Source organism: Fodinibius sp., from assembly GCF_041642155.1.
In the GTDB taxonomy this organism is placed as follows: Bacteria; Bacteroidota; Rhodothermia; order Balneolales; family Balneolaceae; genus Fodinibius.
Window position 1 is genome coordinate 1 of the sequence record NZ_JBEPWZ010000064.1, and the last position, 13,638, is coordinate 13,638.

A 13,638-nucleotide genomic window follows, 5' to 3' on the forward strand; every position below is an offset into this window, starting at 1 on the left:
GAGGAAGAAGTATTTTTCCCTGCCTCCATTTTGATTGGCGAATATTTAAAACTAAAATCCATCCAAATAGAGTAAAGGCTATCTTGATAGAGTCAGCAGTACTGCACATTTTCAGGTTGGTTAATAGTGAAATTACTCTAATCTAAGCGAGGACGTCCTTTTTGTAAATATCAGACTCCAAGGAAGTTTTAAGCTTATTTGATCTTTATGAACGGAAAATTAGTTATCACTTTCAGCACCCAGCACTATATTTTTTAGACAAAAACATATTGAAAGCTATTGTATTATAAAGCCCTGATGTTTGGGACTCTCCGGGTACATATAATTTTACAATCAAATTGGTTCAATAATAAATTTGTAGGATATTAAGTGGGTAAATAGACATTCTCCAGATGGGTAACATTGATTAGTAAAAATTCTGATTAATCATTGATTAAATATCAATGAGATTTTTTATATATAGATAAGTTATTAATAATAGTTGAGGAGCATTCAGAGGGGGCAGGCTGAGCTCTTGGTGACCTCAATATTATGAAGATGAGTGACCTATTCGGTGAACAAATATTTTTTACTTAACGAGATAGCAGGGAGTTGGGAGCCGGTGACAAATACTATGATTGCTATAAATTAGTATTTGGTAAAACAACTATTCGCACAAGAATAATATAATTGAAGGATTAGGTTTGTGGGAATGATTAATTCAAGTGAGAGAGGAGAAATCGGGCTTTTTGTAGATTTGTTCTACCAAAAGAAAAGCCGTAACTCGTTAATACGTTTTATACCAACAGGTTACGGCTATAATAGCATGTCTTATAGTACCCAAGAGAGGACTCGAACCTCCACGGCCATACGGCCACATGCTCCTGAAGCATGCGCGTCTACCAATTCCGCCACTTGGGCATGAAATACAACACAGCCCTTTTTGAGGAATTGAAATATAGGGAGCTTTGGGGAGAAAATTCAACTTAATTTCTGAAATTATTCCGGGTGCTGCTGTGAGCTCCCCCGGCGCCTCCCGCGCATAGTCATGCAGCCCTGCGCTTCTGTAGCGACTGGCCGCGCTATTATCTCCGCCTTGCGCTTTCCCGCCGGCCATGAAAGCGGGGAAGGTCCTGGGAATTTAGGGCGGATAAAAATCAAGAGGAACAATAGGTTATTTGAGAGTCCTTTTAATAAGCATAATTAATAAGCATAATTTTTCTTGCTTCTTTTCGTCAGTGTGACGTTTTTTACACTAAAAATAATATGCCTTGTTATGAAACGAAAATTAACATTCCGGTTAGATGATTCGCTGATTAAGCGAGCCAAAAGACATGCAAAACGAAAAGGTGCGTCGGTGCCTCAAATGGTGGCTGATTATTTTGCTCTTATTGAAACTGAAGAGTTCTCTTCTGTTATCCAAGAGCTACCTCCTGTTACTGCTTCTCTGGTCGGCATTTTAAAGAACAAAAATAGGGGAGAAGAAGACTATAAAAAACAGTTGGAAAATCAATGTCTAACATGAAGATGGTGTGTTCTATCAGTCGGCCATGTTAAGTTAATGTAGAAGCAATTATTTCCAGAAATCAAAAAGACGTTACTGAAAACACGCTCCCTGTGTATAATCCTTCTGAATTTCTGCATGCGATAGATGTATTAGGAATAACCACGTTCACAGGACAGGTCTGATACGGCCGATTTTGAAGAACAGCGGGCTTTGCACAACCAGGGGTTTTGCTCAATACCAAAGCCCGATCATATTTTAAAACCGCAGTGTACATTGTATATACAGGCTATACATGACGATTTTAAAATCGCGGAAATGAAAATGTAGCCATGGGGTAAAACAACGGTTTGACAATGAGACTCTAACAATAACTATGAGTTTTTAAAACATACATATGGTGAAGGAAACATCGTCTTGGCTTAGAACGCGGTTGGGTTTTTTCGCTGGAATAGTAGTTTTCGTTGTTCTGCTTTACTTGCCAGTCCCGGAGGGACTCTCCCAAGAGGGGTGGCGGACCGCGGCCGTTGCTTCGATTATGGCGGTCTGGTGGATCACCGAAGCGCTGCCTATCGCCGTTACCGCACTTTTGCCTGTGGTGTTGCTGCCCCTGCTGAATATCGTGCCTATCAGCGATGCGACGACTCCCTATGCGAATCCCCTGATATTCCTTTTTATGGGTGGATTCATTATTGCGGTGGCGATGCAGCGGTGGGACCTGCACCGGAGAATTGCCCTTAATATTGTCAGCTACGTGGGCGTCAATCCCTCCTCCATCGTCATGGGTTTCATTTTAGCCTCCGCCTTTTTGAGCATGTGGGTCAGCAATACGGCTACCGCCCTGATGATGCTGCCCATAGCGCTCTCCATCTTACAGCTTGTCGAGGATCGACGCGACGAGATAGCGGAAGGGAAGCTGAATTTTGAAATCGTCCTGCTGCTGAGCATCGCTTACGCCTGCAACATCGGGGGCATGGGCACCATCATAGGGACGCCACCCAACGCCCTGCTGGCGGGCTTTATGAGTGAAAACTACGGCGTAGAGATCGGGTTCGCCCAGTGGATGATGCTGGGGGTGCCGCTTATGCTGGTATCGCTGCCCATTCTTTATTGGGTGCTGACCAAAATTGTATACCCGATACATCTCCAGGAGCTGCCGGGGGGTAAAAAGCTTATTCAAAACCAGCTGACCGGGCTGGGCAGGATAAGCGGCGCTGAGAAAAAGGTGGCCCTGGTCTTCGGCATCACCGCACTGATGTGGATCATTCGTCCGCTGCTGACCGGCATGCTGCCGGGATTGTCGGATGCGGGCATTGCGATCGGGGCGGCGGTCTCGCTGTTCATTATCCCGGTGGATATCAAAAAGAAGCAGTTCCTTCTGTCCTGGTCCGACGCCGAAGAGCTCCCGTGGGGCGTGCTGATCCTGTTCGGAGGGGGACTGAGCCTGGCTTCGGCCATCAGTGACACCGGCCTGGCCGAATGGATCGGCCAGGGTGTGGGAGTATTGGGCGGCTGGCCCATTGTCTTGTTGATAGGCGCGGTTATTACGCTGATTATCTTCCTGACCGAAATGACCAGCAATACCGCTACGACCGCTGCTTTTCTGCCTATCCTGGCCTCCGTGGCTATCGGACTGGGGGAGAATCCCCTGCTTTTGGCGGTGCCCGCCGCCCTGGGGGCCAGCTGCGCCTTCATGCTGCCGGTGGCTACGCCCCCGAACGCTATTGTCTATGGCAGTGGTAAAATTACGATTCCGGAGATGTCCAACGCCGGACTCTGGCTGAACCTGATATTTATCGTGCTGCTGACGGCCGGCGCTTTCTCCCTGATCAATCTTGTTTTTGGAATTGAACCGGGCGTCCTGCCCCCGTGGGCCTCATAAGCGCTGCTGCTTTGCAGCCATGAGCTCCAGGCCCAGGCCCAAAGTCCCGGACACCAGGCCCTGGCCCCGGACCTCGGACCCTCGAATCCCGTATTCCGGACCCCGGACTGCGAATTTCGGATCCCGGAGCACGCCGCGGAAAACCCGACTCTTGCGAGCCGTCTTTGAAGGTTTTCGGTGACCGCCTGAGCATGCTGTGGAAAACAGGGCAGGGGATTCTCCTGTATGTAAGCTTACCTGAAAGTTGACCGTTTGATAGCAGTTAAAATTCACTACTGAGGTCCTTTAACCGGCCTGACGGCTCTCCTTAAAAAGATATCGCATCATCTCTTTGTAGTCTTCGGACAGCTCGATCTCCCGCCGCGCCATCATGAACCCCATGGCATCGAGCGCCTTGTCGATCTTGTAGGGCTGGATGACATTGGATCCGACCCAGCTGAACGAACGAATATATTTGGGTGGAAAATCGCGGGAGAGGATATTACAGCAGACGCCGGTCACGGTACCGGAATTAATCACCGCATTGATCGCCGTTTTGGAGTGATCGCCCATGATCATACCCACAAACTGCAGCCCGGTGTCCTGTTCCTCACCATTCTCCCAGTGGTGGACCCGCACATTGCTGTAGTTGGTCTTTAAATTGGAGACGGTAGTTCCCGCCCCGAAATTGCACCACTGTCCCACTACAGAGTGACCGATATACCCGTGATGAGCTTTATTGGAGTAGGAGTGGAAAATCGTGCTGTCGACTTCGCCCCCCACCTTGCAGACCGGCCCGACGGTCGTGTCTCCGTAAATTTTGGCGCCGGCCTTGACGGTAGCTCCTTCGCATACGGCAATGGGGCCGCGAAGAAGGGCGCCGGCCATAAGGGTGGCTTCTTCCCCGATATAGATGGGACCTTTCCGGGCGTCGAGTACGCACCCGGCTTCGATGGTGGCTCCCTTTTCTATGGTAATTTGCTCTCTGCGTTCAAAGGCAACCCGCTCTGAAATGCTCGCGGCACCGTCATTCGCGGAACGTACGAACTGGAAATCGCGTACAATCTCCCGGCCATTAAGCCGGATGAAATCCCACAAAAAGCGGAGGCAGGGGAAGGGCTGCGACTCTACGACCAGCAGGGTGTTGAAAGCGGGACTCCCGTTTTCAATCCATTTTTGTGACGTCTGAGCGTCCACCCGCGCAGCTATGACGGTTGAGTTAACCTGGAGGCAGGTGCCCGTGTCCAGGGCTCGCACTTCCCGTACCAGGGCCTCGGAGGGGAGGTACCGGGCATTAATCCAGAGACAATCCTCTTCCCCGGCCAGGTCGCCGGACTCGAAAACGCCCCGGAGATCGGGGCGGACAATCCGGGCAAACGAGTCCGCTTGCAGCGAGTATAGCCATTTTTGCCTGATCGTAAAAATGCCGATGCGCAGGTCATCTATCGGGCGGCTGAGCGTGAGGGGATGAAAGTCGGTAAGTTTTTCATCCTCATAAAAACATAAATTCATCTGTGGGTCCCCCTTAAAAAATTTTTATTCTATTATTTTAAAATCCCTGTTATAATGATAAATTGACATCTCATTTAGTTGAGACAGAGAGATAGTATAATAAATAATCATCACGAATTTTAGATCGTTTTTATGTGTGGAATTGTAGGATATATAGGGAATAGACAAGCCAGCGAAATTATTGTGAAGGGACTTGAACGGCTGGAATACCGCGGTTATGATTCGGCCGGTATTGCGCTGATGAATGGTCGGCTGGATATCAAGAAGGGAAAAGGCAAAGTCGAGACGCTTAGAAATAAACTGGAGGCTGATCCGTCGGAAGGGGATACCGGGATCGGGCATACGCGATGGGCCACCCACGGGGCGCCCAACGATATCAATTCACACCCGCATGTAAGCCAGTCCGGAAATATCGCGCTCGTCCACAACGGCATTATTGAAAACTATAATTCTCTTAAGAAAGAGCTTAAGAACAAGGGACGTACGTTCCATACGGATACGGATACCGAAGTTATTGCCCAGCTGATCGAGGAGGTCTATGAAGATGGCGAGGCCGTCAGTTTCGAGAAGGCGGTTCGCCTGGCCCTGAAGCAGGTGGTCGGCACCTATGGACTGGCTATCCTTCATATTGACGAACCCGATCGCATTATCGTGGCCCGCAAAGGATCCCCGCTGCTGCTGGGCATTGGCGACGGGGAAATGTTTATCGCGTCGGATGCCTCCCCGATAGTGGGACATACGAACAAGGTCGTCTACCTGGACGACGGGGAGATGGCTATCGTCACCAAGGAGGGATATGAGGTCAAAACCATTGAAGATGTGTCGCTCACGAAGAAAGTGCATGAGCTGGCGATGAGCCTTGATGAAATAGAGAAGGGGGGCTACCCGCACTTTATGCTGAAGGAGATTTTCGAGCAGCCGAGTGCCGTGGCCGACTGCCTGCGGGGACGCCTGAACGTAGAAAACAGTTCGGTGCAGCTCGGGGGACTCACGGACATTATGGATCGGCTGGAGGGGGCGGAACGGCTGATCATAGCGGCATGCGGCACCAGCTGGCATTCGGGATTGGTGGGGGAGTACCTTTTTGAGCACCTGGCCAAGCTCCCTGTAGAGGTGGAATACGCCTCTGAATTTCGCTACCGGGAGCCGCTTATCTCTGAGGATGACGTGATGCTGGTCATCTCGCAAAGTGGCGAAACCGCTGATACGCTGGCCGCTCTGCGTACGGCCAAAGAACGCGGGGCCCTCGCCCTGGGGATCTGCAATGTCGTTGGTTCAACCATTGCCCGGGATACCGACGCCGGCGTGTACACGCATGCGGGACCTGAAATCGGGGTGGCGTCTACCAAGGCGTTTACCACACAGGTGGCGGTACTGACGATGATGGCTATTTTGCTGGGACAAAAGAGAAATATGATTGACGGGGAGTATGCTGCGCGCCTGATCCGGGAGCTCAACGGTATACCGAAAAAGATTGAAAAGATACTCGACCATAGCGAATCGATAAAAAATATGGCGGAGCTGTTTACGTATGCTCCCAACTTCCTGTACCTGGGGCGGACCTATAACTTTCCGGTGGCCCTGGAGGGAGCCCTGAAGCTAAAGGAGATTTCCTATATCCATGCCGAAGGATACCCGGCGGCGGAGATGAAACACGGCCCCATCGCACTGATCGATAAAATGATGCCGGTGGTCGTCATTGCCGCGACAGACCATACGAATGACAAGATGATCAGCAATATTGAAGAAGTGAAGGCTCGCGGGGGACGTATTATCGCCATTACCGGCGAAGATAACAGCGAGGTGATCGACCTGGCGGAATTCAATTGTCCCATCCCGGAAACCGAAGACTGTCTTTCGCCCCTGCTGACTGCTATCCCGCTGCAGTTGCTGTCGTATTATATTGCGGTCAATCGTGGCTGTGACGTCGACCAACCTCGGAACCTGGCTAAAAGCGTGACGGTCGAATAGTCTTCTTTGCGGGAGGAAAGCTTTTCATGCTGTTTATCCACATATATCCACAGGATAAAGGTTGATTGTGGAAAACTTTGTGGATAACGGGGAGAGGCGGCATTTTTAAGCCGGGAATAAGGGAATAAGTTTATCAAAACATATACCGGCTTCGTCCGTATACTTATTCGAACAGGAATAAATCCAATACCCATGATTACGAAAATACTTGTTAACAGTCTTGCCGTCCTGGCGATTGGCTATCTATTAAAGGGAATCCACGTCAAAAACTATTGGACTGCGCTCTGGTCGGCCATCCTGCTGGCGTTGGTGAACGCCATTGTCAAACCGGTTGTCATATTTCTGACCCTGCCCATTACGATCCTCACCCTCGGATTGTTTTTGCTGGTTATCAACGCCCTTATGGTTATGTTGATAGCGGCGGTGGTGGATGGACTGGAAATCGAAAATTTCTGGTGGGCAGTGGTCTTCAGTATCCTGCTCTCCCTGCTGAATGTAATCTTCTTTTAGAGAACGTTGAGTAGCCAGGAGTTTGGATCGAATTCAAGGTTCGGGCCATTCGAAACCACTGTGTATACAAAAAGTATGAAAGGGCTTTGAAAAACCGCTCTTTAATTAAGCCACGTTTGTATTCTCTGCCAGGGGGATTCTTTCGCCGTTATCATTGATTTCGAGGGTGTAGACTTTGGCGGGGGGGAGGTTGCGGAGAACAATCTTTTTATTCTGGCCGTATTTATTTACGATCTCTTCCTCGAAATCATTTTTAAAGTTTCGAAACTTCACATATTTAAAGTAGCTGATACAGGCGTCCGAAGAACAGAGGTTCAGCTTTTTTTTCCAGATCTCCTGGCTGATTTCTTCCGGCATATTTTCGTACGGAAGACTAGAAAAAATGAAATCATATTTATAGTCGGGCTGAAATTGTAGAATGTCGGCATGATGAACCTGAAGGTTGGGCTGGCGGTACCGGTTTTTGACGATCTGATAAAACTTTTTGTGGATCTCCACAATATCCATCATATCCTGGGGACGCAAATATTTAACTATTTCCCTGGTCAACGGGCCGGTACCAGGACCTAATTCCAGAATCTTGAGAGGACGGCACGTATCGCATACCACTTCTTTTTTCAGCTTGGTCACCAGATCCTTGGCTAAGAATTTGGAACTGGGAGCTATAGCCCCGGTTTGTTTCAAGTCCTTGAAAAAATAAAATAGATGTTTCAACGGTTTGACAGTGGATTTCGCCATAAGTAATTAAAGGTAATAAAGCTGACGCAATTTGGCTAATTCTTACTTTTAATATGATGCCCGAATCGTGATGCCCGAATCAAATGGGTACCTTGAATGCAGCTAAAGCGGAACTGCTTATTTTAAATAACGGCATAACAAACTCCAAATTATATTTTTTTACATCTATATCAGAGCCTGCTCTTGAATCATTGCGTTACAAACTTAACCTTTCAGCAGTTAAAAATAACCCAAGATATACGATCGTCTGATATGAATTACCCCGTTTGGAAACGTCTAAAAGGAGCGGCCGTGCTTTTGACCGTCATGCTCCTATTTGCCGGTTGTGCGTCCCTTCAACCATCAGCAGAAGAGCCTGTTGTTACGGCTGAAACCGATGATAGCGAGCATAAACCGTACGATAACGTCATTACAGCCGAGGCCAAAAGTGACGAAGGCCTCTTCACCGTTCATAAAGTTGAAGATAAGTACTACTACGAAATACCCGATTCGCTGTTGAACCGGGAGATATTGCTGGTCAGCCGCATAGCGGGGACGCAAAATGACCTGAGCTTCGGCGGGGCGGGCATGAAGGCGCGATCGCAGCAGGTCGTACGCTGGCAAAAAAAGGATAGCAAGATTCTATTGCGGCACGTATCGTATGAGAATATTGCGGATGAAAATAATCCGATCTACACATCGGTTCGGAACAATAATTACGAGCCGGTGGTCCACAGCTTTGACATTGAAGCCCTCGGCGAGGATTCCGCATCGGGAACGAGCGTTATCGAGGTTACGGACTTTTACACCTCGGACGTCCCCCTGATCAGCGGCCTAAGCAAGGAACAGCGCAAAGAGTTTCAGGTTCGCCGGCTTGATAAGAGCCGGAGCTTTGTGGACAGCATTCGAGCCTACCCGAAGAATGTGGAGAACCGCCATATCCTTACCTACGACTCCAATAATCCCCCGGATGATGCCTCCACCGGTACGATTTCCCTGGAGATGAATCAATCGATGATCCTTTTGCCCGAATCCCAAATGGAGAAACGGTCTGTCGACAAGCGGGTGGGATATTATTCGATTGACCAGACGCAATATGGCGGAGAGCGCCACAAAGCGGATAAAAAGCAATTTATTACGCGTTATGACCTGGTGCCCGAGGACAAGGAAGCCTATCTGGATGGCGAGCTCGTCGAGCCGGTCGAGCCCATTGTCTATTATATCGATCCGGCGACCCCCGAGAGATGGCGATCCTATATCAAGCAGGGCGTGGAAGACTGGCAGGAAGCGTTCAAGGCGGCGGGCTTTAAGAATGCCATTATTGCCAGAGATCCGCCTTCCGAAGAGGAAGACCCGGAATTCACGCCGGAAGACGTACGCTATTCGGTTATTCGATATATCGCCAATGATATTTCCAACGCGATGGGACCCCATGTGCATGATCCGAGGACTGGACAGATCCTGGAGAGCGATATTCTGTGGTATCATAATGTGATGAACCTGTTGCGCAACTGGTATTTCGTGCAGACGGCCGCCGCCAATCCAGAAGCGCGCTCCATACAGTTTGAGGATGAGGTAATGGGTGAGCTCATCCGGTTTGTTTCCTCGCATGAAGTGGGACATACCCTGGGGCTTCCCCACAACTGGGGATCGAGTCATGCCTTCCCGGTCGACTCGCTGCGGTCGCCTTCCTTTACGGCAACGCACGGGACAGCGCCTTCGATCATGGATTATGCGCGATTTAACTATATCGCGCAGCCCGGGGACGGCGTTGAACAGTTTCATCCCGCCATCGGCGAATACGACAAGTGGTCGATCAAATGGGGGTACAGCTGGTTCCCGGAATCGATGAGTGACCAGGAGCGGGAGGCGCAGCTTAATGAGTGGACCCGCGAGCGATCGGGCGACCCGGTTTATTTTTACGGCCGTCAAACAGTCGGTAAAATCGATCCCCGCTCCCAGAATGAAGATCTCGGCAATGATGCCATGAAAGCGAGCCGTTTGGGGCTGGCCAACCTGGAGCGAATTACCAGTAACCTGCTGGAGTGGACGGAGCGCGAGGGGGCAGACTTTGAAGAGCTGGAGGAGCTTTATGACAATGTGTTGACTCAGTGGAGCCGCTATATGGGACACGTAACCAAAAATGTGGGGGGTGTTTACGAAAATCCGAAAACCTATAACCAGGAGGGAGCGGTGTATGAGTTCGTATCCCGGGATACCCAGAAGCGGGCCGTCGACTTTCTGGCAGAGCACGCTTTCGTTACGCCCGAATGGATGCTCAATGAAGAAATACTGGGCCGGATCAATCAATCTACGGTGGTAGAGAACATGCGCAGCGCGCAGGCGGGGGTACTGAACGACCTTACCAACCCGCAGCGCATTGCCCGGTTGGTCGAGATGGAAGTCCGAAGCGCCGGCGAACCCTACGACGCTTTTGAAATGATGGATGATCTGCGCGAAAGTATCTGGAGCGAGCTTGATCGCAGCACGGCCATTGATGTCCACCGCCGCAATTTACAGCGCGCCTATATCGAACGCATGGAATACCTGATGACCGAAGAGCTTTCCGACATACCCGGGGAAATGAAAGAATACTACGGCTGGACCGACGTAGATGTCAGCCAGTCGGATATTCGTCCCATCGTCCGCAATCAGCTTGAACTGCTGCTGGCTGATGTCCGCCAGTCCCGGAATCAGGTAAACGATCGTGCCACACGAGCGCATCTTTCGGATGCACAAAGCCGGATAGAGCATATCCTGGAACCGAATGATTAGGGCAAACCCGGATTGTACCATACCTCTGCGAGGTACTATGGAGTAGAGGACCCCAATCCATTACTTAATTGGTTAACCACATTTAAAAACGGATACGGGCTAAATGCAGATGTGATAACGGCAGTGAAATACTTTTCCTGTTTCAGGATAAGGATATACTGATGGTTCTGCGTCGAACCGGCTGAAGCATGAACCACCCAAGCTTTATGAAGGGAGAAAAGCATACACCGCGGGAGACGCAGCCAAGCTCAATGTATTCCTCATTGCCTTGCCCCCCATTATCGCTGAGAGAGAACCTCGAGCAGAGCGTTCATATCCTGTTCGCTGTTATAGACATTCGGGGAGATGCGAAGAGCTGACCCGCGAAGCGAAACATGGATGTTGCTCCGGCTGAGGTCCTGCTCCAGTTCGGCGGGATTCAGATGCTTGGGCAGCCGGATGCCGAATAAATGATCTCCCCGCCATGCCGGCTGTTCGATTCGGTACCCCAGGTGAGGCAGTTCCTGCACTATGTCGGCCGTTAACTCCCTGCAATAGTCCTGTATGCCTTGCGGTTCCCACCGGATGAGCTGCTGCAGCGCTGCGATCATCATTGGCACCAGTATAAAATTACTTCGTTCGCCGACATCAAATCGTACGGCACCGGACTGATACTCGTCGGTGTATTGTACCAGGCCTGAAAAGTTCTCGCTGTCCTTTCGCGTGATCCATCCCTCTTCCAGGGGCAGACCATCCGCAAAGCGCTTGCTGAAATAGCCCAGGGCGATGGAATAGGGACCCATCAACCATTTATAGCCCGAGCAGATCAGGGCATCGGGCTTGATATCCTGCACGTCAAAAGGCAGGGCCCCGACCGATTGCGTACCGTCGACGACGAAGTACGCCCCGGCTATGCGCGCCTGTTCGCCTATATCCCGCAGCTTAAAAAGGGTGCCGTCGGTCCAGTGTACATGTCCCAGGGCCACCAGCAGGGTGTCGGTATCGATAGCCTCAAGAATCCGCTCATTCCACCGTTCTCCCCTGTCTTTGAACCCGGTTGGCGCCTTGATTGCTTTAATCCGGCAGTTATGGGTCCTGCAAAATCGTTTCCAGGCATAGACGTTGCTGGGAAACTGCTGGCCGGCTATGATGATGGTCCTGCCTCTTGAGGGGTCCATGTTTTTGGCGACCGTGGACAGGCCGTAGGAAGTTGCCGGCAGTATGGCAATGTCCCGGGCGCTGCCGGCGTTGATTAGCTGGGCAAAAAGGTCGCGGAGCCGGCTGCTGTCCTCAAAGAAATGATCCGGGGTGATTTTCCACGGCCTGCGTTTGATTTTGATGCCTTGTGTACCGGCTTCTTCGACAGATTTCAACAGGGGGGACATGTAGGCGCAATTGAGGTAATGATGATTTTCAGGCAGCGAAAAGTGTTTTTTCTGACAGTCCATTTTTTCCCGTTGAAGGATTCACGTTAAAAAGGTTCACCTTTGTTAAGGTTAAACCTTATGCGTGAAACCTTCAATCCCTAACTTTTTTTACGTATAGAGGGTTTTGAAAAACCAGTCCCGAAGAATCGGGAAATACCAAAGCCTGGGCGATTTCAAAACCCAAGGGTATAACCAGGGTATATATAGACGATATGAGGATGTTGAAATCGTGCAAATGCAGAGATGGACAAAACAACGGTTTTGTAACGGTTTCTTAAGGAAGTTTTTTGCCGCTCCTCTCATCATTGTAACCGGTCTGTGATACGGAAACTTTCCGGTCCGAACTGGAACAGTACGTCCAGCAGGCAGCACCAGGGTTCAAATCCCTCGAAATGCTGGTGATAGCGGGGATGAGAAAAATCGGGATCGGTTTTCATGCGGCCCTGCCGCTGGTAGTGACGGCTGTCGTGTTCCTGGTACAGCGCCTGCGCTCCGAGCCGCTCGGCCAGCAGGTCGGGATCAGAGGTGTATTCGTCCACCTCGCTGGCAAGCTCATAGCGGATGGGCAGGTCCATAAAGTGAAAGAGCCGCCGCTGGATATAAAGTACAAAATCGATCAAAAAGGTATAGTCGGTGGACGATAGGAAATCGGCTTTGATTTCCGGCTCGTAAAAGTCGTAATAGATGCTGTTGCGGTAGTTATACTCGATGCTGCGCAGCAGGGGCGTCACCCAGTCCTCGGAATGGTCTATGCGGACTTCCTTTATGGCTTTTTTCCGGTCTTCGGTGCGGACCGGGATGTTGATCCACTGTGTACCGTTTGGCACGCGGATTCTGGCCCGGTGTACCCGGCTTTTGCGCGACCATTGTTCGACATCCTGCAGGATCAGGCGATCGGCTCGGAGCATGACTGACAGATCATACAGGTTGGGAGCAAACTGGGGTAAAAGCAGGGCTAAATTCAATTTCGAACAGCTATTTAAAAGATTAGTCGCATAGATCGCGGTAAACGCTATCTCCCCTACGGCATTTTGCCTGGTATTCAATAATAGTGTCGCGAGGCGGTATTATAAAGGCATGAAATTACCGTTTTTGGGAAGCTATAAGCCACTTTCACGTTCTTCAAGCGACACTTAATAAAATAAAAAATTTTGAAACCCCGAAAGAAAAGAGCCCGGTCCCGTTGCAGCTCCATCGGGCCGGATCGTTAGACAATAATCTGTAAACTTACTTTAGGGCAAGACCTTTCTACCTTTCTACTATCTATAATCTACTGCTAACCCTCCAAAGCAGCCGGTTCCTGTACCGCACCAGCTGCTTGTTTTCATAGTTGGCAAAGGCGGACAGATCCTCCGGGGATGCGGTCACAAGCAGGGGCTGCTGGGTGGTAAAATGTTCAAAAA

9 protein-coding genes and 1 tRNA gene are annotated in these 13,638 nt (G+C 50.1%); 5 read left to right on the plus strand and 5 right to left on the minus strand.

The annotated features are described in order from the left end of the window. Positions 1-816: 816 nt before the first annotated feature. Positions 817-900: transfer RNA gene (locus ACESLU_RS06010), tRNA-Leu, on the minus strand. 355 nt (positions 901-1,255) lie between these two features. On the opposite strand from ACESLU_RS06010, the gene ACESLU_RS06015 reads away from it, so the two are divergent. Together ACESLU_RS06015 and ACESLU_RS06020 are read left to right on the plus strand one after the other, a co-directional pair. Continuing rightward, entirely contained in the window at positions 1,256-1,504 is a 249-nt protein-coding gene (locus tag ACESLU_RS06015) for a DUF6364 family protein (RefSeq protein ID WP_372636546.1), read from the plus strand. 376 nt (positions 1,505-1,880) lie between these two features. Further along, on the plus strand, positions 1,881-3,365 hold the full coding sequence (locus ACESLU_RS06020) for a DASS family sodium-coupled anion symporter (protein ID WP_372636549.1): 1,485 nt from the start codon (positions 1,881-1,883) through the stop codon (positions 3,363-3,365). 285 nt (positions 3,366-3,650) lie between these two features. Here ACESLU_RS06020 and ACESLU_RS06025 read toward each other — a convergent pair whose 3' ends face one another. Beyond that, positions 3,651-4,856: a putative sugar nucleotidyl transferase gene (locus ACESLU_RS06025; protein WP_372636552.1), complete on the minus strand. Its 1,206-nt coding sequence runs from the start codon at positions 4,854-4,856 to the stop codon at positions 3,651-3,653. A 132-nt stretch (positions 4,857-4,988) separates the two neighbouring features. Here ACESLU_RS06025 and glmS point away from each other — a divergent pair, with 132 nt between their 5' ends. Both glmS and ACESLU_RS06035 read left to right on the plus strand, forming a co-directional pair. After that, positions 4,989-6,827 (plus strand): glutamine--fructose-6-phosphate transaminase (isomerizing), encoded by a 1,839-nt coding sequence (gene glmS, locus ACESLU_RS06030; protein ID WP_372636555.1) that lies wholly within the window; start codon positions 4,989-4,991, stop codon positions 6,825-6,827. A 192-nt stretch (positions 6,828-7,019) separates the two neighbouring features. Beyond that, positions 7,020-7,337 (plus strand): phage holin family protein, encoded by a 318-nt coding sequence (locus ACESLU_RS06035; protein ID WP_372636558.1) that lies wholly within the window; start codon positions 7,020-7,022, stop codon positions 7,335-7,337. A 105-nt stretch (positions 7,338-7,442) separates the two neighbouring features. Here the strand turns inward: ACESLU_RS06035 and ACESLU_RS06040 are convergent, their stop codons facing one another. Beyond that, positions 7,443-8,051, minus strand: coding sequence for a class I SAM-dependent methyltransferase (locus tag ACESLU_RS06040; RefSeq protein WP_372636560.1), 609 nt, complete (start codon positions 8,049-8,051; stop codon positions 7,443-7,445). Positions 8,052-8,327: 276 nt separating this feature from the next. Here ACESLU_RS06040 and ACESLU_RS06045 point away from each other — a divergent pair, with 276 nt between their 5' ends. Next, complete coding sequence (locus ACESLU_RS06045; protein ID WP_372636563.1) at positions 8,328-10,829, plus strand: zinc-dependent metalloprotease; 2,502 nt, start codon at positions 8,328-8,330, stop codon at positions 10,827-10,829. 278 nt (positions 10,830-11,107) lie between these two features. On the opposite strand, the gene ACESLU_RS06050 is transcribed toward ACESLU_RS06045, so the two are convergent. Next, a complete protein-coding gene (locus ACESLU_RS06050) occupies positions 11,108-12,256 on the minus strand; it encodes an aminotransferase class V-fold PLP-dependent enzyme (RefSeq protein ID WP_372636566.1) in 1,149 nt (382 codons plus the stop codon). 281 nt (positions 12,257-12,537) lie between these two features. Next, positions 12,538-13,200, minus strand: a complete 663-nt coding sequence (locus ACESLU_RS06055; protein WP_372636569.1) for a WbqC family protein — start codon at positions 13,198-13,200, stop codon at positions 12,538-12,540. Positions 13,201-13,638 lie beyond the last annotated feature (438 nt).

Excerpts from the sequence above, each read along its gene's own strand:
- ACESLU_RS06045 (WP_372636563.1), top strand. The coding sequence starts at position 8,328 with ATGAATTACCCCGTTTGGAAACGTCTAAAAGGAGCGGCCGTGCTTTTG.
- ACESLU_RS06025 (WP_372636552.1), bottom strand. The coding sequence starts at position 4,856 with ATGAATTTATGTTTTTATGAGGATGAAAAACTTACCGACTTTCATCCC.
- ACESLU_RS06015 (WP_372636546.1), top strand. The coding sequence starts at position 1,256 with ATGAAACGAAAATTAACATTCCGGTTAGATGATTCGCTGATTAAGCGA.
- ACESLU_RS06020 (WP_372636549.1), top strand. The coding sequence starts at position 1,881 with ATGGTGAAGGAAACATCGTCTTGGCTTAGAACGCGGTTGGGTTTTTTC.
- ACESLU_RS06050 (WP_372636566.1), bottom strand. The coding sequence starts at position 12,256 with ATGGACTGTCAGAAAAAACACTTTTCGCTGCCTGAAAATCATCATTAC.
- glmS (WP_372636555.1), top strand. The coding sequence starts at position 4,989 with ATGTGTGGAATTGTAGGATATATAGGGAATAGACAAGCCAGCGAAATT.
- ACESLU_RS06035 (WP_372636558.1), top strand. The coding sequence starts at position 7,020 with ATGATTACGAAAATACTTGTTAACAGTCTTGCCGTCCTGGCGATTGGC.